At 63.7% G+C, this 24,007-nt stretch carries 23 protein-coding genes and 1 tRNA gene; 14 read left to right on the top strand and 10 right to left on the bottom strand.

The window, feature by feature from the left end:
- From IE095_RS14915 to IE095_RS14925, 3 genes are read left to right on the top strand one after another with little or no spacing between them, the layout of a single operon-like run.
- A complete protein-coding gene (locus IE095_RS14915) occupies positions 1–2,760 on the top strand; it encodes a DUF4159 domain-containing protein (protein ID WP_189412510.1) in 2,760 nt (919 codons plus the stop codon).
- A complete protein-coding gene (locus IE095_RS14920) occupies positions 2,761–4,842 on the top strand; it encodes a glutamine amidotransferase (protein WP_229804833.1) in 2,082 nt (693 codons plus the stop codon). It abuts the gene before it with no gap.
- Positions 4,843–4,875: 33 nt separating this feature from the next.
- Positions 4,876–5,331 (top strand): hypothetical protein, encoded by a 456-nt coding sequence (locus IE095_RS14925; RefSeq protein WP_189412511.1) that lies wholly within the window; start codon positions 4,876–4,878, stop codon positions 5,329–5,331.
- A gap of 6 nt (positions 5,332–5,337) precedes the next feature.
- Here IE095_RS14925 and IE095_RS14930 read toward each other — a convergent pair whose 3' ends face one another.
- The gene (locus IE095_RS14930; protein WP_189412513.1) at positions 5,338–6,033 is read right to left on the bottom strand and encodes a DUF599 domain-containing protein; all 696 of its coding nucleotides are present in this window, start codon (positions 6,031–6,033) and stop codon (positions 5,338–5,340) included.
- Positions 6,034–6,105: 72 nt separating this feature from the next.
- On the opposite strand from IE095_RS14930, the gene IE095_RS14935 reads away from it, so the two are divergent.
- On the top strand, positions 6,106–7,536 hold the full coding sequence (locus IE095_RS14935) for an FAD-linked oxidase C-terminal domain-containing protein (RefSeq protein ID WP_189412514.1): 1,431 nt from the start codon (positions 6,106–6,108) through the stop codon (positions 7,534–7,536).
- On the opposite strand, the gene IE095_RS14940 is transcribed toward IE095_RS14935, so the two are convergent.
- From IE095_RS14940 to IE095_RS18440, 7 genes are all read right to left on the bottom strand, one after another.
- Complete coding sequence (locus IE095_RS14940) at positions 7,537–8,025, bottom strand: hypothetical protein (protein WP_189412515.1); 489 nt, start codon at positions 8,023–8,025, stop codon at positions 7,537–7,539.
- A 45-nt stretch (positions 8,026–8,070) separates the two neighbouring features.
- The gene (locus tag IE095_RS14945) at positions 8,071–9,126 is read right to left on the bottom strand and encodes a Gfo/Idh/MocA family protein (RefSeq protein ID WP_189412658.1); all 1,056 of its coding nucleotides are present in this window, start codon (positions 9,124–9,126) and stop codon (positions 8,071–8,073) included.
- Positions 9,126–9,911, bottom strand: coding sequence for a ThuA domain-containing protein (locus IE095_RS14950; RefSeq protein WP_189412516.1), 786 nt, complete (start codon positions 9,909–9,911; stop codon positions 9,126–9,128). Before IE095_RS14950 ends, IE095_RS14945 begins: the two co-directional genes overlap by 1 nt.
- Before the next feature lie 105 nt (positions 9,912–10,016).
- A tRNA-Arg gene (locus IE095_RS14955) sits at positions 10,017–10,093 on the bottom strand.
- Between the two features lie 65 nt (positions 10,094–10,158).
- The gene (locus tag IE095_RS14960; protein WP_189412517.1) at positions 10,159–11,571 is read right to left on the bottom strand and encodes a sensor histidine kinase; all 1,413 of its coding nucleotides are present in this window, start codon (positions 11,569–11,571) and stop codon (positions 10,159–10,161) included.
- Between the two features lie 26 nt (positions 11,572–11,597).
- On the bottom strand, positions 11,598–12,998 hold the full coding sequence (locus IE095_RS14965) for a dihydrolipoyl dehydrogenase family protein (protein WP_229804834.1): 1,401 nt from the start codon (positions 12,996–12,998) through the stop codon (positions 11,598–11,600).
- Positions 12,995–13,705, bottom strand: a complete 711-nt coding sequence (locus IE095_RS18440; protein ID WP_229804835.1) for a TVP38/TMEM64 family protein — start codon at positions 13,703–13,705, stop codon at positions 12,995–12,997. Before IE095_RS18440 ends, IE095_RS14965 begins: the two co-directional genes overlap by 4 nt.
- Positions 13,706–13,953: 248 nt before the next feature.
- Between IE095_RS18440 and rpmH the strand changes: the two genes are divergently transcribed.
- From rpmH to yidD, 3 genes are read left to right on the top strand one after another with little or no spacing between them, the layout of a single operon-like run.
- Positions 13,954–14,088 carry a 50S ribosomal protein L34 gene (gene rpmH, locus IE095_RS14970; protein ID WP_189412519.1) on the top strand — a complete coding sequence of 45 codons (135 nt, stop codon included), beginning with the start codon at positions 13,954–13,956 and terminating at the stop codon, positions 14,086–14,088.
- Positions 14,089–14,126: 38 nt separating this feature from the next.
- On the top strand, positions 14,127–14,543 hold the full coding sequence (rnpA, locus tag IE095_RS14975; protein ID WP_189412520.1) for a ribonuclease P protein component: 417 nt from the start codon (positions 14,127–14,129) through the stop codon (positions 14,541–14,543).
- Entirely contained in the window at positions 14,540–14,788 is a 249-nt protein-coding gene (gene yidD, locus IE095_RS14980) for a membrane protein insertion efficiency factor YidD (protein WP_189412521.1), read from the top strand. Before rnpA ends, yidD begins: the two co-directional genes overlap by 4 nt.
- Here yidD and IE095_RS14985 read toward each other — a convergent pair.
- A complete protein-coding gene (locus tag IE095_RS14985) occupies positions 14,785–15,330 on the bottom strand; it encodes a DUF3833 domain-containing protein (RefSeq protein ID WP_189412523.1) in 546 nt (181 codons plus the stop codon). The two genes, yidD and IE095_RS14985, sit on opposite strands and share 4 nt — an antisense overlap.
- A gap of 63 nt (positions 15,331–15,393) precedes the next feature.
- Here IE095_RS14985 and ttcA point away from each other — a divergent pair, with 63 nt between their 5' ends.
- The 5 genes from ttcA to yihA all read left to right on the top strand — a co-directional run bounded on the left by ttcA (position 15,394) and on the right by yihA (position 21,346).
- Entirely contained in the window at positions 15,394–16,275 is an 882-nt protein-coding gene (gene ttcA / locus IE095_RS14990; RefSeq protein WP_189412525.1) for a tRNA 2-thiocytidine(32) synthetase TtcA, read from the top strand.
- 72 nt (positions 16,276–16,347) lie between these two features.
- Complete coding sequence (locus tag IE095_RS14995) at positions 16,348–17,898, top strand: GGDEF domain-containing phosphodiesterase (RefSeq protein ID WP_189412527.1); 1,551 nt, start codon at positions 16,348–16,350, stop codon at positions 17,896–17,898.
- 204 nt (positions 17,899–18,102) lie between these two features.
- On the top strand, positions 18,103–19,950 hold the full coding sequence (gene yidC, locus IE095_RS15000) for a membrane protein insertase YidC (protein ID WP_189412529.1): 1,848 nt from the start codon (positions 18,103–18,105) through the stop codon (positions 19,948–19,950).
- On the top strand, positions 19,950–20,696 hold the full coding sequence (locus IE095_RS15005) for an MOSC domain-containing protein (protein ID WP_189412531.1): 747 nt from the start codon (positions 19,950–19,952) through the stop codon (positions 20,694–20,696). The genes yidC and IE095_RS15005 overlap by 1 nt, the downstream gene beginning before the upstream one ends.
- On the top strand, positions 20,693–21,346 hold the full coding sequence (gene yihA / locus IE095_RS15010; protein ID WP_189412534.1) for a ribosome biogenesis GTP-binding protein YihA/YsxC: 654 nt from the start codon (positions 20,693–20,695) through the stop codon (positions 21,344–21,346). Before IE095_RS15005 ends, yihA begins: the two co-directional genes overlap by 4 nt.
- 147 nt (positions 21,347–21,493) lie before the next feature.
- Here yihA and rpsU read toward each other — a convergent pair whose 3' ends face one another.
- On the bottom strand, positions 21,494–21,700 hold the full coding sequence (gene rpsU, locus IE095_RS15015; RefSeq protein WP_008027119.1) for a 30S ribosomal protein S21: 207 nt from the start codon (positions 21,698–21,700) through the stop codon (positions 21,494–21,496).
- 98 nt (positions 21,701–21,798) lie between these two features.
- On the opposite strand from rpsU, the gene IE095_RS15020 reads away from it, so the two are divergent.
- Both IE095_RS15020 and IE095_RS15025 read left to right on the top strand, forming a co-directional pair.
- The gene (locus tag IE095_RS15020; protein ID WP_189412536.1) at positions 21,799–23,295 is read left to right on the top strand and encodes a carboxylesterase/lipase family protein; all 1,497 of its coding nucleotides are present in this window, start codon (positions 21,799–21,801) and stop codon (positions 23,293–23,295) included.
- Between the two features lie 12 nt (positions 23,296–23,307).
- Positions 23,308–24,003: a COQ9 family protein gene (locus tag IE095_RS15025; protein WP_189412538.1), complete on the top strand. Its 696-nt coding sequence runs from the start codon at positions 23,308–23,310 to the stop codon at positions 24,001–24,003.
- Positions 24,004–24,007 lie beyond the last annotated feature (4 nt).

Here is a 24,007-nt window from a genome sequence, read left to right on the forward strand (position 1 = left end):
ATGTGGATGATCGGCCCCATCGGTTTCACCGCCCCCCTGTTGCTGCTGGGCCTGATTCTTTTGCCCGTGCTGTGGTTCCTTTTGCGCGCCATCCCCCCGGCCCCGATCAAACGCCGCTTTCCCGGTGTTGCCCTGCTGCTGGGGCTGGATGATGAAACCACCGAAACCGACAAAACCCCTTGGTGGCTTCTGCTGCTGCGCGCCTTGGCCATTGCCGCCGCCATCATCGCCTTTGCAGGCCCCGTTTTGAACCCGCAGGCCCGCGCGCCGGGCAACGGGCCTTTGCTCGTTCTGATCGACGGCGGCTGGGCCGATGCCCGCGACTGGACGCGGCGGCAAGATCGCTCTGTGGCCTTGGTTGAAGAAGCAGGTCGCAATGGCCGCCCCGTGGCTGTCGTTCGCCTGTCCGATGCGCCCGAGGCGGTGGTGTTCCAGACCGCCGACGCCGTCCTGTCACGGCTGGCGGCGATGGAGCCGCAGCCCTTTGCGCCGAATGCCTTGCAAGGCTGGGTCGATGTGCTGCCTGCGGGGGAATTTGATTCCTTCTGGCTGTCGAACGGGCTGGACCATGAAGGGCGGGCCGTTTTGGAAACCGCCTTGCAGAATCGCGGCGCGCTGACCGTCTTTTCCAGCCCAAGGCCGATTTTCGCCCTGCATCCCGCCAGCTTTGCCGAGGGTATGGTGAAAATCGCGGCCTCTCGTCTGCCTGCCACAGGCGAGGTTCAGGCCGAAGTGGTGGCGCGTGGCCTTGATCCTTCGGGCATTGAACGCGAATTGGCGCGGGTCGCTGTAACCTTCCCCGATGGGCAATCGCAGACGGAAGCGGCGTTTGACCTGCCCCCCGAACTGCGCAACCGCATCACCCGCTTTGAACTCGTGGGCCAGCGGACGGCAGGGGCGGTCAGCCTGACGGATGACAGTCTGAAACGCCGCAAGATCGCGCTGATCACCGGCGAATCCGATGCCGAGGGGCTGCTTTTGCTGTCGCAAAGCCATTACCTGCGCCAGGCCTTGGCCCCGGTGGCCGATCTGCTGGATGGCGGCTTGCAGGATGTCTTGCTGGCCAACCCCGATGTCATCGTTCTGGCCGATGTCGCGCGGCTGTCAGCCGAGGATGAAAAGGGCCTACTGGAATGGATCCAGAAAGGCGGGCTTTTGCTGCGCTTTGCAGGGCCGCGCATGGCGGCCAGCGAAAGCGCCGTGGATGGAACCGATCCCCTGTTGCCCGTTACGCTGCGTCAAGGCGGTCGGGCCATTGGCGGCGCGATGAGCTGGGGGGAGCCGAAACCCTTGGCCCCCTTCGCCGAAGACACGCCCTTTCACGGGCTAGAGGTGCCGCCCGAGGTGACGGTGACGGAACAGGTTCTGGCCCAGCCAGGGCCGGAACTGGCAGGGCGCACGATTGCCGCCCTTGCCGACGGAACGCCGCTGGTGACGCGCCGGGTCGAAGGGCAGGGGCAAGTGGTGCTGGTGCATGTCACGGCCAATGCCGATTGGTCGAACCTGCCGCTGTCGGTGTTGTTCGTGCAGATGCTGGAACGCTTGGCGGTGTCCACCCGGCCTGCCGTGCCCGAGGAAAGCGATCTGGCGGGGCAGATCTGGGTGCCGGAAGAGGTGGTCGATGCCTATGGGCAAGTGGTGGCCGTTGATGATCTGCCGGGGGTTCCGGGCGAGGATCTGGCCAAGGCCATACCGGGCCGCGCCATGCCGCCGGGGCTTTATGCTGGGGCAGAACGGCGTGTGGCATTGAATGTGATGGCGGCAGACACGGCGTTGACTCCGGCGGAATGGGCCGAGGGCGTGGCGGTGGAAGGTATCGAAATGGTGCGTGAAACGGCCTTGAAGGGGGCTTTCCTGTCCGGGGCCTTGGCGCTGCTGATGGTGGATATTCTGGCCGCCCTGTTCCTGTCGGGCCGTCTGGCGGCACGGCTGGGGCCGGGGGTGGCGGTGTTGATCCTGGCTTTGGCCCTGATGCCGCAGGGGCGGGCACAGGCTCAGGATAGCAGCCTGCCGGATGATGCGCTGGCGCTAGAGGCGACGACTGCGCTGCGGCTGGCCTATGTGATGACCGATGATCAAAGGGTCAACGACATGGCCAAGGCCGGCCTTCTGGGCCTGTCGATGCGGCTTTGGGACCGGACCACCGTGGAACCCCTGGAACCCATCGGGGTTGATCTGGAAAAGGATGATCTGGCGTTCTTCCCCTTTCTTTACTGGCCGATGACGGCGAACCAACCGATCCCCTCTTCCGAGGCTTATGCCAAACTGAACCGCTTCATGCGCACGGGCGGCATGCTGTTTCTGGACAGCCGCGATGGTGGCATGACGGGCAGCCCCGAACAGCGCCGGATGCAGGAAATCGCCCTGCGTTTGGACATTCCGCCCTTGGAACCGATCCCCCCGGATCACGTCCTGACCCGCACCTTCTATCTGCTCCAAGACTTTCCCGGCCGGTTCATCGGCCAACCGTTGTGGGTCGAAGCCGCCCCCCCCGATGCCGAACAGGCCGAAGGTATGCCTTTCCGCAATCTGAACGACGGGGTGACCCCGGTCGTGCTGGGCAGTGCCGATTATGCCGCCGCCTGGGCCGTCGATGATTACGATCAGCCGCTGGTGCCGGTGGGGCGCGGCAATTCCGGCGAAAGACAACGCGAGATCGCCTATCGCTTTGGCATCAACCTGATCATGCATGTGCTGACAGGCAACTATAAATCCGATCAGGTGCATGTGCCCGCCCTGCTGGAACGTCTGGGGCAATAGATGAACATCGCCAACCTGACCTTTGATCCGCTGATTCCCCTGCCCGCCTTGGCCGGGCTTGCAGCCTTTGCCCTCCTGTTTTTGGCGTTGGCCCTGTGGCGCAGGTTGGCGGGCTGGTGGCTGCGCGGGCTTGCTGCGCTTGCTGTGCTGGGGGCTTTGGCGAACCCGGCCTTGCAGGAAGAGGACCGCGCCCCGCTGACCGATATTGTCATCGCCGTGGTCGATGAAAGCGCCAGCCAAAAGGTGAACGACCGCCCTGACCAAGCCGCCGCCGCCCTTGCGCGGGTTCAGGCCGAGGTCGCGGCGATGGAGAACACCGAACTGCGCGTGATCCGGCTGGGTGACGGCGAAGGCGATACGGGAACACAAGCCATGACGGCCCTGTCCGAGGCTTTGGCCGAGGAACCGCGCTCCCGCGTGGCCGGGGCCATCCTGATCACCGACGGGCAGGTGCATGACATGAGCCTTGCCCCCAATCTGCCCGCCCCGGTGCATGTGCTGCTGACAGGCCGCGACAGTGATTGGGACCGCCGCCTGATCATTCGCAACGCCCCGGCCTTTGCCATCATCGGCGAAGAAACCCTGATGACGATCCGCGTCGAAGACAGCGGCGATGTGCCGCCAGAAGTGGCGGGCATCGCGGAACTGTCCATTGCGGTGGACGGCGAAACGCCGATGCCGTTTTCGGTCCCAGTGGGGCAGGATATGGAACTGCCGTTGAAATTGACCCATGGCGGCATGAACGTGCTGCAATTCGCAGTGACGCCCGTGGTGGGCGAATTGACCGACCGGAACAATGCAGCGGTCATTCAGGTGAACGGCGTGCGCGACCGTCTGCGCGTGCTGCTGGTGTCGGGTGAACCCCATGCCGGTGAACGCGTCTGGCGCAACCTTTTGAAATCCGACCCTTCCGTCGATCTGGTGCATTTCACCATCCTGCGCCCGCCAGAAAAGCAGGATGGTGTCCCGGTTGAGGAACTGTCGCTGATCGCCTTTCCAACGCGAGAACTGTTCATCGAAAAGGTCAAGGAATTCGACCTGATCATCTTTGACCGCTTCCGCCTGCGCGGCATCCTGCCCACCGAATATCTGGAAAACATCCGCGATTACGTCCGCGAAGGCGGCACCGTTCTGGTCGCCGCGGGCCCCGAATTCGGCACCGTCGATGGCCTCTGGCGCTCGCCCCTGAACGACATCTTGCCCGTCGATGTCACCAGCCGCGTACTGGAAGGCGGCTTTCGCCCCAAGCTCACGGACCTAGGGCGAAAGCATCCCGTCACCCAGGGCCTTGATGCCGATGCCCCCGATGAAGGCTGGGGCCGCTGGTTCCGCCAAATGGAAATCTCGGCGCGGGAGGGGGGCCAGGTGGTGATGAGCGGGGCAAACGACCTGCCCTTGCTGGTTCTGGCGCGCGAAGGCCAAGGGCGGGTGGCGGTGCTGGCCTCCGATCACGCTTGGCTTTGGGGCCGGGGCTATGAAGGCGGCGGGCCGCAGTTGGAAATGCTGCGCCGTCTGGCCCACTGGATGCTGAAAGAGCCAGAACTGGAAGAGGAAACCCTGACCGCCACTATCGAAGGCGATCTGGTGAAAATCGAACGCCGCACCATTCTGGACGTGCCGCCGGGGGCCGTGACGGTGACCGCGCCGGATGGGACGGAAAGCGCTGTGGCGCTGGATGAAGCGGGGCCTGGCCTGTTCACGGGTGGCTTCACTGCCACTGGCTTGGGCCTTTACCGTCTGGCCGAAGGCGACCTAGAACGGGTCATCGCCGTCGGCCCGCCCGCACCCAAGGAATACGAGGAAATCATCGCCTCGGGCGACAAACTCGCCAGCTTTGTCGAATCCACCAAAGGTGGTATCCTTCGCGTCGAGGATGGCCTGCCCGACATCCGTCAGGTGGCCGAAGGCCGCGTTGCCGCGGGGCGGGGTTGGATCGGCCTGACCCCACGCGGGGCCTATGTCACGCAAGACGTTCGGGTTGCCGCCCTGCTGCCCGGTTGGGTCTGGCTGTTGCTTGCGGCGGGCCTGTCCCTCGCGGCCTGGCTTCGTGAAGGGCGGTTCGGGGGGCAACGCCGGGCCTGAGAACAATGGGCCCAAGGATCAAAAGGAGAGCAAATGATGCATCGCTATCTACTTCCCTTATCCTTGCTTCTGGCCCCTCCGGCCTTGGCCCAAAGCGAAACTTGCAGCCTGTATAACCCCTCTGAACCCTGTGTCCGGGTCTTGGCCTGCGTCGGTGGTGACGGCCTTTGGTTCGATGGCCGCGCCTATGGCGCCCGCGAAGGCCGCATCGAAGGCCAGATGAGCGACGGCACCCTTTGCGGCGGGTCTTGGACCGTCCGCAATTTTATGGGCATCGGCCGTTCCGACCTGAACTGCGACGATGGGCGCGAGGCGCGGGTTTATTACACCTACCGCGACCGCCGCACCGGCACCGCCACGGGCAGCGGTCGCTCCAATCTGGGCGAATCGATCAAGGTCTGGGCGGGTGAGGAAGTCTTGGCCTTCCTGCAAGGCGAGGGTGAAACGCCCAGCCTCCCCTGCCGGGGCGGTGCTGTCCCGCTTAACTGACCTCGCCTAAACCTCCCGCTGCATCATCACCCGTCGCGATTCCGACAGGAACTCCCGCCGCACCAGCACGCCCGTTGTGATCACCGCCCCACCGATCAAGGCCAAAGGCCCCAGCAACCAAGCCAAGGCCCCCAAGGCGTAATAGATCGATCGCATCCCCCGGTTGAAACTTTTCGCCGCCGTGATGTTCACCTCGGCCGCCTGTCCCGCCCGGTGAAAGGCCTGCGGATCATTCGGGTCATTCGGCACAGCCGCCATCAGGATCGAACAATAGCCAAACAGCCGATGCGCCCAGACGAATTTCAGCAATGCATTGCCCAGAAACAGGATCACCAGCAGAATCTTCACCTCGATCACCAGTGCGGGCACCGGCAGTGTCAAATCCCGCGCCAACCCCTCCAACCGTTCCGAATTCCCGATCAGCGCTACCCCGCCCCCAATCGCAATCATCGAGGCCGAGACGAAAAACGCCGTCCCCTGCCGCAGGCTGTCGATGATATTGGCATCAAAAATGCGCGGCGTGCGGGTCACGAATTGCGCCATCCAGTCGCGCCGATACTGCGCCATCAGCCGCGACACCGAAGGATGCCCAGCGGGCGGATGCTCGATCATCCAGCCCAGACCATACCAAAGCCCGATCAGCAAGGCGACCGCCAGCATGTCCAGCGCGGTAAACAGCGAAAGGCGTGAAAAGATATCCATGATCCTTGCTAGCGCAGCGCCCTTTGCAAAGGAAGCCTTGGCAGCGCGCCCCGGCTTTGGCACCATACCCCCATGCAGATGCCCGATCCCAACGCCGCCATACTGGCCCGCCGCGCCGCCATTGTCGCAGGCCTGCGCGCCCTGTTGCCCGCCGATGCCGTTCTGGACGATCCCGCCGAAACCCGCGCCTATGAATGCGATGCGCTGACCGCCTATCGCTGCCTGCCGCTGGCCGTCACGCTGCCCCGCACGACCGAGGAAGTCGCCGCCATCTTACGCTTTTGCCATGCCCAAGGCGTGCCCGTCATTCCACGCGGCGCGGGCACCTCGCTGGCGGGCGGTTCCCTGCCCACGCCCGATGCCGTGATCCTGGGCGTCGCCCGCATGACCGGGGTGATCGAAACCAACTACCCCGACCGTTATATCCATGTCCAAACCGGCCGAACCAACCTGTCGGTGACGGGGGCGGTAGAGGCACAGGGCTGGTTCTACGCCCCTGACCCCTCCAGCCAACTGGCCTGTGCCATCGCGGGCAACATCGCCATGAACTCCGGCGGGGCGCATTGCCTGAAATACGGCGTCACCACCAACAACCTGCTGGGTGTGACCTTGGTGCAGATGGACGGCACCGTTGTTCATCTGGGCGGCCCGTTCAGCGAAAGCGAAGGGCTGGACTTGCTGGGCGTCGTCTGCGGCTCCGAGGGCCAGCTTGGCGTCGTGACCGAGGCTTACTTGCGCATCCTGCCGAAACCCGAAGGCGCGCGGCCCGTGCTGATGGGCTTTGACAGCAACGAAGGGGCAGGGGCCTGCGTCGCCGACATCATCAAGGCGGGTGTCCTGCCCGTCGCCATCGAATTCATGGACCGCCCCTGCATCGTGGCGACCGAGGCTTTCGCCCAAGCGGGCTATCCCGATTGTGAGGCCCTGCTGATTGTCGAGGTTGAAGGTTCCGAGGCCGAAATTGCCGAACAACTGGCCCTGATCCGCGCCATTGCCGCGCGCCACAGCCCGGTGGAATTCCGCGAAAGCCGTTCCGCCGAAGAAACCCGCCGCATCTGGCTGGGCCGCAAATCGGCCTTTGGCGCGATGGGGCAGATGGGCGATTACATCTGTCTCGACGGCACCATCCCCGTGTCGGAACTGCCCTTCGTCCTGCGCCGCATTTCCGAACTGACCGAGGCTGCTGGCCTCCGCGTGGCCAATGTCTTTCACGCAGGCGATGGCAACATGCATCCCCTGATCATCTTCAACGCCAACCAACCCGGCGATCTGGAAAAGGCCGAGGCTTTGGGGGCCGACATCCTGCGCCTTTGCGTGCAGGTCGGTGGCTGCCTGACCGGCGAACATGGCGTCGGCGTCGAAAAGCGCGACCTGATGGGGGTGCAGTTCAGCGATCAGGATATGGAGGCGCAGTTGCGGGTCAAGGATGTCTTCGACCCAAACTGGCTGCTGAACCCCGCCAAGGTCTTTCCGCTGTCGGTGACGGCCAGCAGGCGGGGCTAGCTATTCCGCAGGCCCCACCGCCCGCGCCTCGGCTTCGGCAATGGCCTCCGCCGGAATCGCCGCGGCGATGGCCGCCAGCACCGCATTCACCCGCGCCACATCGGCCTTGCGTGGGCTGGATGGCAGATCCACCACCCGGCCCTCCAACATCACCCGCCCACGGGTCAGCCCGCCCCCCACCATCACCTCTTCGGATTCCAGCGCGGGGCGGTCCGCCAAGCCCGAATCCCGCGCCGCCTGCAAAATCGCCTCAACCGTCGCGGCGTCCGCCGTGCCGCTGACACCCACGCAACCCGGCGCTGTTTCTTCATAACCCTTGCAATAGGTCAGATGCCACGCCCCATCCGGCAGAATTTCCGCCCGCCATTCCCAATGATATTCCGGCGGCACGCTGCCATTGTCGGTGGCATAAACCGCCAAGGGCTGCTGCGGGCTTTCCGCCCAAACCGGGCTGCTCCCCATCATCAAAAGCATCAAAAGAAAACGCATCACTGCCCCCGCAATTCCTTGCGAGGGCAGTTTATCAAACGCCGATCAGACTGCCAGAGCCTTGCCGCCTTCGCTCGCCGATTGCTCGGCCCGGTCCAGCAGTCGCTGCAATTCCGCCCCCCGCGCGAAATCGGGGATCGCCACCCCTTCGCCCCGGATCGCCGCGACGAAACGCTGATAGATGTTTGGCACATCCGGGCATTCCACATCCGCCCAGGTCGCCGTTTTCACATCCGCCCCAAGGCAGGCCCGCAACCGGCTGACAGCACCTTCAAAGCTGACCTCCAGCCCCCCCAGATCGCCATAGATCCGCAAGCGCAGGTCGTTGTGATGCCCGCTGGCAAAGCGCGTCGCCGCCACCGTGCCCAAGGCCCCACCGGCCAGCGACAGTTGCATTGTTGCACTGTCATTGGCATCGAGCTTGTATTCGCCGATTTGCCCGCCGGGGGCTTTGTCAAAGGTCTTCAGCAGACAAGACACACTCTCTGCTGCTTCGCCCGCGATAAAGGTGGTGAAGTCCAAGATATGGATCCCCACATCCCCCAGCACGCCTTTGGACCCATGCGATTGCGACAGCCGCCACAGCCATTGCGGCTCGGTCTTCCAGTCGCCCCAGGCGTCCTGCGTCAGCCAGCTTTGCAGATAAGACGCCTCAAAATGCCGCACCGGCCCAATCGCCCCCTCCCGCACCATCTGCGCCGCCTTTTGCAAGGCGGGCACGTTCCGGTAGGACAGGTTCACCATATTCACCACGCCCGCCCGTGCCGCGGCCGCCGCCATCTCTTCGGCATGGCCCGCATTGCTGGCCAAGGGCTTTTCGCACAGCACATGCTTGCCCGCCGCCAGAACCGGCATCGTCGTTGCATAATGCACCGCATCCGGCGTCACGTTCGTCACCGCGTCAAACTGTCCCCAGGCCAAAGCCTCGTCCAGCGTCGCAAAGCGCCCGGCAATCCCATGCTTGTCGCAAAAGGCGTTCAACTGCGCGGGCCGCGTATCGACGCCGCCGACCAGCGAAACGCCCGGAATGGACGCGAATTGTTCGGCATGGTTGTTCGCCATGCCCCCCGTGCCGATGATCAGAATCCGAACAGGTTGCATCACCGATACCCCTCTTCCCCGGCTTCATGCAGCTTCGGCCCACGTTCCGTGATCGGCTCCAAAGCCGTTTCCACCGGCGCATTCGGCGCTTCGGTCACTTTCGCAATCCGCGGCTGCGCGTTGTTCGCCCACAGCACCGCATTGTGAATCACCTTCTGCACATTTGCATCGTGATAGGTCGGATAGGTTTCATGCCCCGGACGGAAATAGAACACATTCCCCGCCCCCCGCTTGTAGGTCAGCCCCGAGCGGAACACTTCCCCCCCCTGGAACCAGCTGATGAACACCGTCTCAAGCGGTTCCGGCACCCCGAAAGGCTCGCCATACATCTCTTCGTTTTCCAGCTCGAAATGATCCGGCAGCCCCGCCGCAATCGGATGGTTCCGGCTCGTCACCCACAGACGCTCCCGCTCCCCCGCTTCCCGCCACGACAGGTTGCAAGGCGTCCCCATCAACCGCTTGAAGGGTTTCGAGAAATGCGCCGAATGCAGGAAGATGATCCCCATCCCCGACCAGACAGCCTCGGCCACCCGTTCCGTCACCGCATCCGACACATCCCCATGCGCCGCATGGCCCCACCAGATCAGCACATCGGTTTCCGCCAGACGTTCCGCCGTCAGCCCATGTTCCGGCTCTTGCAGCGTCGCCGTCGTCGCACTCACCCCGCCCGCCGCATTCAGCGTCTCGGCAATCGTGCCGTGCATGGTTTTCGGGTAAATCCCCGCCACCACCTTGTTCTTCTGTTCATGGACATTCTCGCCCCAGACCACCACGCGGACTGTCATCGAAGCCTCCTCTCCAAAGCGCTTTGGGGCAGAGTGATGCGCCTTTGATTGGGGGAAGGCAAGGGGCCACCCAAGGGCGTCACCGATATTTCATTCAAGGGAAAGTGGCGGACCCAGAGCGATTCGAACGCCCGACCCTCAGATTCGTAGTCTGATGCTCTATCCAGCTGAGCTATGGGTCCGTTAGGCGGCGATGTAGCGTCATGTTCGGGGTGATGCAAGGGGCATCACCGCAGAAAGCGCAAAATCAGGCCAGGGGTTCGGCGGGGGCGGATTTCGGCAGGCGGATCAGGAATTCGCTGCCCTCGCCGTCCGACCGCACCAGTTCCAACGTGCCGCCATGGCCGCGCACCAGTTCGGCGGCAATCGCCAGACCCAGCCCCGTGCCGCCCTTGCGCGCCCCGCCGGTAAAGGCGGTGAACAGATGTTCCCGCGCCTTGGGCGGCAGGCCCGGCCCCGTGTCGCCCAGTCGAATGCACCAATGGCTGTCATCCTCACCGCCCGACAATTCGATGGTGCCGGGTTTGCCCGTCGCCTCAATCGCCTGCCTTGCGTTGCGGATCAGGTTCGACAGCACGCGGAACAACTGGTCCTGATCGGCGCGGATCATCAGGCTGGGGGCCATGTCGATCAGACAGGCGGGCTCGGTCGTGGCCGAAAGCCCCTCGGCCTCCACCACGTCTTCCGCCAGACGGATCAGCGGAAAGCGCGCCAGAATGGGCGGATGTTCCTCGGCCTTGCCAAAGGCCAGCGTCGATTCGGTCAGGCTGACCGCCCGGCGGATCGAGGCGATCAGTTTCGGCGCCGACCGCGCCACCACCGGATCATCGCTGTTTTCCAGCCGATCCGCGAAAAGCTGGGCCGTGGTCAGGATGTTGCGCAGGTCATGGCTGATCTTGGCGACAGCGCCCCCCAATTGCGCCAGCCGCTCCTTTTGCCGCAAGGATCCGGTCAGTTGCGTTTGCAGGGTTTGCAGGCTTTCCTCGGCATCACGCAATTCGGCGACATTGGTCGTGGGGGCAATGATCCGCGTGCCATCCTCGGGCGCATCGGCATAGGCCTGCATATGCCGCACAACCCGGCGGATCGGCACGACCAGCAGGCGCTGCACGGCCAGAAACAGCAATCCCGCCGTAAAGATCGAAATGACCGCCGACAGGATCAGAATGCGGAAACCGTAGTCCAGCATCGCCTTGCGCAAACCATCGGTCTGCAAGGTGATCTCGATCAATTCCCCCGCATTGCGGGTGGGCTGACCGATCACACGGATGACGCGGGTTTCCGGGTCAATCAGCACATCCATCGCATCGCGGATCAACTCATAGGCCCCCGCCATGCGCAGATCATAGGTGCCATAGATCGGCTGGGGCAGGGGAGAGTTCAGCACCAACTGCCGCACCTCATCGCGCCGCAGCACCACGTTGAACACCTCGGCATTGGCCAAAAGTTCCGTGGTCAGTTCCGGGCCGATCATCTCATCTGGGGTGGCGAGCAGGGCGAGTGAGGCGATTTGCGACTTTTCCAGCCGCAGTTGCAGATAGTCTTGGCGAAAGCGGGCAATCGAGGGGACAAAGATCAGAACCTCGGCCAGCATGACAAAGGCAATGGTCAGCAGCAGAAAGCGGCCGGACAGCGTATTCAGGAAACGGCCGCTTCGCATCCTCGGGTCAATTCCTTCTGGCCGGATCAGGGCCACCAACGCTGGACAAGACGGACGACCCGCTTGATCCGGTCATTCTGAAACAGTCTGGGCGAGAAATAGGCCCCCGCCGCGCGTTTGGAAAGCTCTGACAGGGTGGGATATGGCAAGATCGTGCCGGTCAGGGCCGAAAGTTTAAGGTTTTGTTGCAAAAGGATGGCCCAAAGCGCGATCTGCTCGCCCGCTTGGGGGCCAAAGATCGAAACGCCCAAGGGTCGGCCCTTGCGGGCGATCAATTTCAGCAGGCCATGGGTTTCGCCCATCGTGACGGCGCGGTCGTTCTGGGCGAAGGTCAGGCGGATGACCTCGATGCTGTCGCCATGGCGGGCACGCGCTTCGGCTTCCGTCAGGCCGATATGGGCCAGTTCGGGGTCAATATAGGTGACGCGCGGAATGGCGCGGGGGGCAAAGCGGGCGGGCAGGGGGAACAGCGTCTGTTTCAGAATGGTCGCCGCATGGGCCCCCGCCACATGGGTATATTGCGGCCCACCCGCGACATCGCCCACCGCAAAGATGCGGCGGTTCGTCGTGCGCAGGTTCGGCCCCACCGTGATACCCTTGGCGGTGAACGCCACCCCCGCAACCTCCAGCCCCAGCCCGTCGACATTGGCCTTTCGCCCCGTCGCCACCAGCAGATGACTGCCCGCAATCTGCCGCCCATCGTCCAGCGACACAACCACGCTACCGGAAACCCCGGTCACCAAGGCCCCCTCCAGTACCTCCACCCCTTCACTCCGCAGCGCCGCCAAGGCCAGCGCCGCCAATTCCGGATCTTCCCCCGCCAAGGCCTGCGACCGCGCCAGAACCGTCACCCGGCAGCCCAACCGCCGATGCGCCTGCGCCAGCTCCAACCCCACCGGCCCTCCGCCCAGAATGATCAGATGCTCCGGCCTTTCCCGCAGCGCAAAGATTGTCTCGTTCGTCAGATAGGGCACCGCAGCCAGCCCCGGCACATCCGGCACCGCAGGCCGCGACCCCGTCGCAATCACAAACCGCCGCGCGTGGATCACCTGATCCCCCGCCTGAACCCTGTCCCGCCCAATGAACCGCGCCCGCGCCCGGATCACCCGGCAACCCAAGCCCTCAAACCGCGCCTGACTGTCATGCGGCGCAATCGCCGCAATTGCCCCCGCCACATGATCCTTCACCGCCCCGAAATCGACGACCGGCATCCCCCCCCCAATCCCCGCCCCGCCGCGCCCCATCCGATAGGCCTGTTCCCCCGCCGCAATCAGCGCCTTCGACGGCACGCAGCCATAGTTCAGGCAGTCCCCCCCCATCTCTCCCGCTTCGATCAGCACCACCCGCGCGCCCATCTGCACGGCCCCCGCCGCAATCGACAGCCCCCCCGATCCCCCCCCGATCACGCAAAGATCCGTCTCGATCACAGCACCCGCCCCCGCCACAGCCGCAACACCATCGGCAAAGCCGCCAGAACCGCCAACCCCACCAAGGGCAACACCACCCCCGGCGTCTTCAGCGACGCCAAGGTCGGCGCCTCCCCCCGTGCCAGCACCTCGGCCAGCCCCGCCCCGATCCCCGTATAGACCAAAGCCCCCGGCAGAATCCCCAAAGCCGTCGACACCGCAAACCGCCGCATCGACACCCCCATCACCGCCGGCAATAGATTCGCCAGAAAGAACGGCACCACCGGCAAAAGCCGCATCAGGAACAACACCGACCATTCGTTTTCCCGCAACGCCGCCTCCACCCGCGCCACCTTTCCCCCCTTGGCCCGCATCTTTTCCGCCAAGGCCCCCCCGAACCCCATCCGCGCCGCCCCAAAGATCAGCATCGACCCCAAAGTCGCCCCCAGCACATTGAACACCACCCCCGGAAAGACCCCGAACAGCACCCCCCCCGTCAAAGTCGCCACAATCGCCCCCGGAAGGCTAAAGGCCACCATCGCCACATAGGCCACAACGAAAAGCCCCGCCGCCCAGGCAAAATGGCTGTCCCGAAACGCCGTCACCGCCTGAAAATGTTCCGCCAACGTCCCCAGACTGATCTTCTCCCGCCCGAAAAACGCCAAAAGCCCCGCCATCAACAGCAGGGCCAACAGCGGCAAACGACGAAGCAACAGATTTTGCGGCATGGTTTTCCTTTTGCCCGAACATGGCCTGTCCCGGCCAAAGCCGATAGCCCCCTCACGCCGGATTGACCAACCACGCCCCCCTTGTAACAATCCCCGCCCCCCGCCCCCACGCCCCCCCGCGCATCGCCCCGAAAAACCCCCATTCCCCGCGTTGACTTATTCCTGTCCCCCCCTTAAAGGACGGGCTTCAAATTGGGGTGGGGCCGAATCCGGCCGGATTTGCCCTGCCTGTCAAATGGAGAGCCGCGATGAAGCGCACATTTCAACCCTCGAACCTGGTCCGCACCCGTCGGCACGGCTTCCGCGCCCGCATGGCGACCAAAGGCGGCCGTCTGGTTCTGAACGCCCGCCGCGCCCGTGGCCGCAAGAAGCTGTCGGCCTAAGCGCTGCACGGCTTCCCACGGTACGACCGGGGATCGACATGACACCGTCGGAACAGCCAGACCAAGGCACAACAGCCCCGGTCAGCGCTGATCCGGCGGTTTCGTCGTTTGTGCAACCTGTCACCCTGCTGAAACGCGCGGATTTTCTGAAAGCGGCCTCGTCCCGCCGCCAGCCCATGCCGGGTTTCCTTTTGCAGGCTCGCGCCCGCAACGACGATTCCCCTGCCGTCCGCATCGGATTCACCTGTTCCAAAAAGGTCGGCAATTCCGTCATGCGCAACCGCGCCCGTCGCCGCCTGCGCGAAATCGCCCGCGCTGTCTTGCCAAAGACCGCCCGGCCCGGCTGGGACTATGTCCTTGTCGGCCGCCCCGGTGCCACTGCCGAACGCGCCTTTGCCGATCTTCTGGCCGATCTGGCCCTGGCCATGAAGAAAGTCCACGGGGCCCCCAAATGACCCCCCTCGCGCAGGTTCTGGCCCTGCCGGTGCGCGCCTATCGCCTGATTCTGTCGCCTTGGGTCGGCCACGGCTGCCGCTTTCAACCCACCTGTTCCGCCTATGCGCTAGAGGCCCTCGACAAACATGGCGCATTCAAGGGCGGCTATCTGACCGCCCACCGCCTTTGTCGCTGTCATCCTTGGGGCGGTTCCGGCTATGACCCGGTGCCCGGCACCGACCCCGACCATGACGCAAAGGCCTAGCGTTTCTCGAACCAGATCGACACATCCCCCACCCGAACGCCATAACGCGACATATAGGCCCGGTTGAACGCCCGCCCGTCCTCCATCAGCCAGATCCAGTCGTCAAAGGTCACCCGCACCGGCGGCTGCGGCCCCTCGGCCGAAGGAACCGGCAGGTCAATCGTATAGCGCCAGTTGAACCGGTCCCCCTGCTCCACCCCCACCGCCTTGCCGATCACCCCCGGCGCTGTGCCCTCCCAAGTCTCGGGGCCGGTCTTTTTCAGCGTCCAAACGCGCTGTTCCTTGGACCCATCCTCATAGACGAAATCCTCGACCAGCCGCAGCCGCTCCCCGTCCCAATTCCCTCGGATGTCCACCACGAACTGTCGGCGCACCTTGCCGAACACATCCTGAAACTGCCCCTGCGCGACAAGATGACCATCAAAGAATTTCTCGATATCCAGATCGCGTTCGCTCAGCACCGGGTCGTTCTGCGACGGCGCGCCGCCGCAGGCCGAAAGGCTAAGCATCAGTGATAGAATCAGGCCAGACCGCTTGCGCATCGGCGCATTCCCCTTTGTTGTATCCTCGGTTATACGCAGGCATCCGCCGATTGGATTTTTGCCATGCTTGACGACGCTTCAGACGATATTCACCCGCTGTTCCACGGCGCGCCCTCGACGACCGAGTTCAAGAAGCTGCGCAAGCGCCTGGTGCGTGAAGTGCGCGAGGCGATGGATGCCTATGGCATGATCGAACGCGGGGCGCGCTGGCTGGTTTGTCTGTCCGGCGGCAAGGACAGCTATACCCTGCTCGCCGTGCTGCATGAACTGCAATGGCGCGGTCTGTTGCCTGTCGATATTCTGGCCTGCAATCTGGATCAGGGCCAACCCGGCTTTCCGGCGACGGTTCTGCCCGAGTTTCTGAACAAAATGGGCGTGCCGCATCGTATCGAATATGCCGATACCTATTCCATCGTGATGGACAAGGTTCCGGCCGGCCGCACCATGTGCGCCCTGTGTTCGCGGCTGCGGCGGGGCAATCTTTACCGGATTGCGCGGGAAGAGGGCTGTTCGGCGGTCGTGCTGGGCCATCACCGCGACGACATTCTGGAAACATTTTTCATGAATTTGTTCCACGGCGGGCGTCTGGCGACGATGCCCCCGAAACTGGTGAACGAAGACGGCGATCTGATGGTTTTGCGGCCGCTCGCCTTTGTGGCCGAGGCCGATTGCGAGGCTTTTGCCCGTGCGATGAACTATCCGATCATCCCCTGCGATCTTTGCGGTTCGCAGGACGGGCTGCAAAGGCAACAGGTCAAACAATTGCTGGACGGGTGGGAACAGCGCACGCCGGGGCGGCGTCAAGTGATGTTCCGGGCGCTGATGAACGCGCGGCCTAGCCATTTGCTGGATCCGAACCTGTTCGATTTCGCTGGGCTGACGGCGAACTTGATGTCGATGGAACAGAATAAGAACAATTCTAGCGAAATTCCCCGTCTGGATTAACCTCTCACTCACCTTGCCAGCCATAACCTTTCGGTTGTGGGCCTTGTGCCTGTTGGTTCTGGGGATTGTGTCATGGTGGACGGTGGGGAACAGCGGCTTTTGGTTCTGGGGCGGCGTGCGCTGCGCGGGCTTCGGGGGCCAGGCACGCTCATGATGGTTCCGGCTGTGGCGCTTGTGGCTTTCTGGCTGGGCGGCGAGACGGCCTTGCTTCTGGTGGCGCTGGGGGTGCCTTTGGTTTTGGCCCTCGGCTGGCGCGAAATGGCTCCGGCTGGGCTGGTGGAGCCGCCGTTGGGCACTGGCGGACAGGTGGCCATGCCCGCCGTTCTGGCCTTGCTTTCGCGCGCGATGGCAGAGAAAGGGCAAACGGGCCAAGGTTCCTGCTGCCTCGTGGTGCGGATTGACGGTTTCGACCGGCTGCTCGGCCTGCATGGCATGGGTGTTCTGACCGAAGTGTTGGAACAATCGGCGGAAAGATTGGTCGCGGTATTGCGCTTGGGCGACCGCGTGGCCATCCTGCCGGACGGTGGCTTTCTCATTGGCCTGCGGCCCGAACGGCGGATCGATCTGGAAAGCATGATCCAGCTTTCGGCGCGTTTGCAGGCCGCGCTCACCCCCGCGATCAACATAGGCACAGCGACGCATTATGTGACGGGTTCCGTCGGCTTTTGCCTGCTGGACCGCGCCCCCGCCTTGCAGGCGCAGGCCCTGCTTCAAGCGGCCCTTGATGCCGCGCAGGATGCCAGTCTGAACGGCCCCGGCGCGATCCGCGCCTTCACCCCAGACGTCAAGGCCCGCCAACAGGCCCGCAGCACCCTGCGCCAAGATCTAGAGACGGCGCTGGACCTGGGCCAGATCCGCCCGCATTTCCAACCCCAAGTCTCCACCGACACCGGCGAAGTCACGGGATTTGAGGCGTTGGCCCGCTGGTATCACCCCCAGCGCGGCATCCTGCCCCCGGCGCAGTTCCTGCCCATGATCGAACAGATGGGCCTGGCCGAGCGACTGGGCGAGGTGATGCTGTTCCACGCCCTTCAGGCCATTTCGCGCTGGGACCGCGCGGCGCGGCACATCACCTCGGTCGGCGTCAACTTTTCTGCCGAAGAGCTGCGCAATCCGCAACTGGCCGAAAAGGTGCGCTGGGAACTCGACCGTTTCGCCCTGACGCCCGACCGCCTGTCGGTCGAGGTGCTGGAAACCGTGGTCGCCGAACGCGAGAACGACATCATCATCCGCAATGTCCGCGCCCTGGCCGACATGGGTTGCCGCATTGATCTGGATGATTTTGGTACCGGTCATGCCGCCTTTTCCAGCGTCCGCCGCTTTCCCGTCCGCCGCATCAAGATTGACCGCAGCTTTGTCACCCGCGTCGACCGCGAAATGGAACAGCAGCGCATGGTCGCGGCCCTTGTGTCCATGGCCGAACAGCTGGGCCTTGAAACCCTCGCCGAAGGCGTCGAAACCGGGGCCGAACATGCCATGCTCGCGCAACTCGGCTGCGCCCATGTTCAGGGCTTTGGCATCGCCCGCCCCATGCCCTTTGACGAAACGCTCCCCTGGATGGACAGCCTCCGCGCCGCCCCTGTCATAGCCCCCCGCATCACCCGCAAGGTCGCCCGACGCTAGTGCTGCCCTCCCAAAAGGCCCTCCGCCCCAGCCCCCAGCCCCCCATTTCCCCGAAACCGCTTGACCTTTGCCGACCGCTTCTGTTGAAGCAGCGCCAATCAGGGCCTCGGGTGATGCAGAATCGCCCGGGCCTTTCATGTTGTTTGCAGTCAGCACGGGACCAACCCGCTGACCAGATCGACGGCAAGGGGCGCGCGAGACCGCATGGACGACCAAAGCAATACCAAGAACCTCATCCTCGCTGTGGCGCTTAGCTTCATGGTGATCCTCGCCTGGACGCTTATTGTCCCGCAACCCGAAGTCCCGGTGATGCCCACCACCCCCGCCACCACGGCGACGACCGAGGCCAGCACCCCCGCCACGACCGAAACCACCGCCGCGACCGAGGCTGCGGAACCCGTGGCCGAGGCCCCCCGCCTGACCATCGACACGCCCGAACTCGAAGGCTCCATTTCGCTGCGCGGTGGCCGCATCGACGATCTGGCCCTCAAATCCTACCGCGAAACGCTGGACCCCAATTCCCCCATCGTCCGCCTCTTGAACCCCGTGGGTGAGGCCGCCGCCTATTACGCCCTTTACGGCTGGGCCCCCGGCGGGGCGCTGGAATTCACCGATGTTCCCGGCGCCAACACTCTTTGGACCGCCCCCGCCGATGCCAAGCTGGCCCCCGGCCAGCCGCTGACCCTCACCTGGGACAATGGCAAGGGGCTGGCCTTCACCCGCACCATCAGTGTCGATGACAAATACATGTTCACCGTCACCGATGCCGTCCAGAACAACGGCACGGATGCCGCCACCTTGGCCCCCTACGGTGTCATTGCCCGCCACGGCCTGCCCTCTGATCTGCAAAACTTCTTCGTCCTGCACGAAGGCATCGTGGGCCGCACCGATGGCGAACTGGCCGAGATCGGCTATGATGACCTGCGCGAACTGCCCGTCATCCCGGCCGAAGGTGCCTTGGCCCAAGTCACCCCCGGCACCACCGACGGCTGGATCGGCTTTACCGACAAGAACTGGATGACCACGCTGGTTCCGCCGCAAGGCGCGCCCTTTACCAGTGTCATGAAATACACCCCCGCCTCTGACATCTATCAGGCCGAAATCCGCCAGCCCGCCCTGACCGTCGCGCCGGGGGCCAAGGCCGAAACCACCACCCGCCTGTTCGCCGGGGCCAAGGAATGGGCCACCATTCGCGGCTATCAGAACGACAGCGCCGCCCCCATTGCCGGTTTCATCGACAGCATTGACTGGGGTTGGTTCTTCTTCCTGACGAAACCCATCTTCGCCGTTCTGCACTGGCTGAACCAGATCATCGGCAACATGGGGCTGGCCATCATCGCCCTGACCTTCGTCTTGAAACTGCTCGTCCTGCCGCTGGCTTACAAATCCTATGTCTCGATGGCCCGGATGAAAGAACTTCAGCCAGAGATGGAGGCGCTCAAGGAGCGCACAGGCGACGACCGCCAGCGTTACCAGCGCGAAATGATGCAGCTTTACAAAGATAAAAAGGTGAACCCCGCGGCGGGCTGCCTGCCGATCCTTGTGCAGATCCCGATCTTCTTCTCGCTGTATAAGGTGATCTTCGTCACCATCGAATTGCGCCACGCGCCGTTCTTTGGCTGGATCCGCGACCTTTCCGCCCCCGACAGCTCGTCCCTGTTCAACCTGTTCGGCCTGCTGCCTTGGGCCCCGCCCGAAGCGGGCTCGATCCTCGCGCTGATTTTCATCGGTGTGCTGCCGATCCTTCTGGGCATTACCATGTGGTTGCAGCAAAAGCTGAACCCGACGCCGACCGATGCCACGCAGGCCGCTGTCTTTGCTTGGATGCCGTGGATCTTCATGTTCATGCTGGGCGGGTTCGCCAGCGGGCTGGTGGTTTACTGGATCACCAACAACATCATCACCTTTGCGCAGCAATATATCATCATGCGCAGCCACGGGCACAAACCTGATGTCTTTGGCAACATCCGCAAAAGCCTGTCGCGCAAGACGGCCCCGGCGGGCGTGCCCGAACCCGCGAACAAGCCCGGTGCGCCGAAAGGCAAAAAGTGATGCAACTGGCCGCCCTTATCCGCCATCCGATCAAATCGGTGGGCCATGAACGGATCGCGGCGGCCAGCCTGACAGTGGGCCAAGCCCTGCCCTTTGACCGCGAATGGGCCGTGGCGCATGAGGCGGCAAAATTTGGCCCGGATCTGGCCGAATGGGCCGCCAAGATGAACTTTCTGCGCGGCGTGGCCGGGCCGGAACTCATGGCGATCCGCGCCGAAAGCGATGTGGCCGGGCGGCGCGTGACGCTGACCCATCCGCGCGCCGGGGTGTTGACCCTTGCGCCCGACAGCGAGGGCCAAGCCCTGATCGACTGGCTGCGCCCGATCTGGCCCGCCGCACGGCCCGCCCCCGCCTTTGTGGTGCAGGTGCCGGGACAGGCCATGACCGATCTGCGGCAACCCTATCTGTCCATCCTCAATCTGGCGACCAACCGCGCCTTGGGTGAAAAGCTGGGGCAGGATCTGTCGATCCACCGCTGGCGGGGGAACCTCTGGCTCGACGGGATGGAACCCTTCGCCGAATTTGATCTGCTGGGGCGCAGCTTGCGGATTGGCGAGGCTGAACTGCGGGTCGAACAAAGAATCACCCGTTGCCGGGCAACCTGCGTGAACCCCGAAACCGGGGTGGATGATCTGGACACTTTGGCCGCGCTGAATGCGCATTGGGGCCATCAAGATTTTGGCGTCTATGCCTTGGTGACCCAAGCGGGCAGGATTGCCGAAGGCGATAAGGTGACGTTGCTATGAACATGCTGCCCTTTCCCGAAACACCTGCGCCCGAGGATGAGGCGCGCGAAAAAGGCCGCCTGCTGTTTGCTGGCCCCGTGACCTTTGTCAAAGGTGTGGTGGCCATGTCTGGCCTGCCCCCGGCGGATCGGGTCGAGGTTTGCTTTGCGGGCCGGTCGAACGTGGGCAAGTCCAGCCTGATCAATGCCTTGACGGGGCGGAAAACCTTGGCGCGGGCGTCGAACACGCCGGGGCGGACGCAAGAGATCAACTATTTCGCGCTGGGCGAAGAACGCTATATGGTTGACCTTCCGGGCTATGGCTATGCCGAGGCGCCGGTGGCGATCGTGGCGAAATGGCAGGCGCTGCTGAAATCCTATCTGGCGGGGCGGCAGACGCTGCGGCGGGCCTTTGTGCTGATCGACATGCGGCATGGGGTCAAAGCGGTGGATGCCGAGATCTTGGCGCTTCTGGATCGCTCGGCGGTGACCTTTCAGGTGGTGCTGACCAAGGCCGACAAGATCAACCGGGCAGAGCGCGAAGCAACCTTGGCCCAAGTGCGTGGGGCCTTGGCAAAACACCCGGCGGCCTATCCGGAACTGGTGGTGACCAGCTCGGAAAAGGGTGAGGGGATTGTGACGTTGCGGGCGATTATTGCAGGGCTGGAATAACGCATTCTTAAAATACGATGTGATCGTATTTTCAAAGGCTTGCTTGTGTTTTCACGCGTGAAAACCCCAAAGAAAAACCCCCGATCCTTGCGGACGGGGGTTGATTTGACAAAGGGCCTAGGCCCCCAACTTCCGTAAAGCGACGTCTTAAAGACCGCCCTCGCGTTGAAGCTTTTTCCGGGCAAGTTTCCTTGCACGACGTACGGCCTCAGCTTGCTCGCGCGCTTTTTTGACGGACGGTTTCTCGAAATGTTGCTTGAGCTTCATTTCACGGAAAACGCCTTCGCGCTGGAGCTTTTTCTTCAGGGCCCGAAGGGCCTGTTCGACGTTGTTATCGCGGACGCTGACCTGCATGTGGTTGTCACCACCTTCCTAAGCTAGAGTTGCACAATAAGTGCAGGCGCGGGCCTCATAACAAAGGCCGGGGCGTTTGTCTATGAGGGAGGCATTGGATGCGGTGGGGGGCGGTTTTGGCGATGGTTTTGGCAGGAACAGGGGCTTTCGCGGGGCCAGAGGTGGGCACCCTGTCCGGTCCGGTGGTGGGGCAGACCGTGGGGGCCGTCGATTCGTTTCTAGGCATTCCCTACGCCGCGCCCCCAGTCGGCGACCTGCGCTGGATGGCGCCCCAACCCGTAGCTGCGTGGGAAACACCCCGCGCCGCGGTCACCTACGGCCCCGACTGCGCCCAGCTTCCCGACCCCAGCGACGCCGCGCCGACGGGAACAACTCCGTCTGAGGATTGCCTTTACCTGAACATCTGGCGGCCTGTGGGAAACCCCGAAAACCTGCCCGTCCTGCTCTGGATCCACGGCGGCGGCTATGTGAACGGCGGGGCCTCACCCATGGTCTACGATGGGGCGGCGCTGGCCGAACAGGGGATCATCGTGGTCAGCCTGAATTACCGGCTGGGACGGTTCGGGTTCTTTCATCACCCCGAGCTTGCAGCCGAAACCGGGAACTTCGCGCTGCTCGACATGCTGGCCGGGCTGGGATGGGTTCACAGAAACATCGCGGCTTTCGGCGGCGATCCGCAAAGGCTGACGATCTGGGGCGAATCGGCGGGGGGCGATGCCGTCCTGAAACTGATGGCCATGCCGCAGGCGGAGGGGCTGTTCCAGCAAGCGGTGGTCATGTCCGGCGGCGGCCGTGCCCCGCTTTTGGGCGGGCTGACGATCGAACAGGCGCAGGCGGCGGGGGTTCGCTTTGCGGAAGGGCAGGGGATTAGCGGGTCGGATGCGATGGCGGCGGTGCGTGCCCTGCCGGCCGAGGCGCTGATCGGGCAGTTGAATATGTCTGGACTGATGAATGACGCCGAAAGAATGACCTATGCCTTGGGGCCGATCCGCGACGCGTTGGTTCCTGCGGCACCGGGCGATGCTGTCAAGACCATGCGGCCCATTCCGCTGATGATCGGCACGACCGGAGACGATTTGCCCGTGCATCTGCCGCCCCTCGACAACCCTTTTGCCTTGTTTGGCCCCGCGGCGGAAACGGCCAAGGCCGCCTATCTTGAGGACGGTTTCACCGACCCCAAAGCGCTGCTTTTCGCCATCGGCGCGGATCGCACCATGCAGGAACCAGCCCGCCACTTCGCTCGCGCCCTCGCCGCGCGGGGGGCGCCGGTCTGGCTTTATCGTTTCGATCATGTGCCGACGCCGATGGAGGGCACTTGGAACGGTGCGCCCCACGCCAGCGAACTCCCGTATTTCTTTGGCACGCTGGACCGCCGCTTTCCCATGGGCCTGCACCGCGACGATGAAACCGTCATGCGCCGCCAAATGCGCTTTCTGGTGAATTTTGTGCAAAAGGGCGATCCGGGCTGGGCCAAGGTTGACCCGGCCAAGGATGAGATCATGTTGATGGGCCGGCAAGGGACAGCCGAGATGGTCGCAGATCCGCTTGCCCTGCGGTTGAACCTGATCAAGACTGGCGAACATCCTGACGAGTGACCGGAGGTCATTATGGACGAACAAGACCCCAAGGACAGCATCCTGAGCGCCGCACTGGGCCATGTGCCGTTTGAGGGCTGGTCGGCGATCACCCTGAAAGCGGCAATTGCCGAAAGTGGCGTGGCAGAGGGGCTGGCCCATGCGTTGTTTCCGCGCGGGGCGGTCGATCTGGCCATGGCCTATCATCGGCGGGGAGATGCGCAGATGGTCGAGGAATTGGCCAAGGCCGACCTTTCGGCCATGCGCTTTCGGGACCGGATCGCCCATGCCGTGCGGCTGCGGCTGGAACTGGCGGGCGACAAAGAGCTGGTGCGGCGGGGCACGACCTTCTTTTCCCTGCCGACCCATGCCGTCGAGGGCACCAAGGCGATCTGGGGCACGGCGGATGCCATCTGGCGGGCCTTAGGTGACACATCGGATGATGTGAACTGGTATACCAAACGTGCCACCTTGTCGGGTGTGTATGGGGCGACCGTGCTGTTCTGGCTGGGGGATGACAGCCCCGGCCATGAAAACACCTGGGATTTTCTGGATCGGCGGATCGAGGACGTCATGCGGATCGAAACGGCCAAGGCCAAATTCCGCGACAACGCTTTTGTCAAAGCCGTTAACCCTTTGCGCATCTTTGCCGGGATAAGGTCGCCGCGAAAGCCCAGCGATCTGCCCGGCGGTTTCCATTCCCCCCAACCCCCCACCGACGGGATGTAGTGTC

This window comes from Neogemmobacter tilapiae, from assembly GCF_014652215.1.
Lineage (GTDB): Bacteria > Pseudomonadota > Alphaproteobacteria > Rhodobacterales > Rhodobacteraceae > Neogemmobacter > Neogemmobacter tilapiae.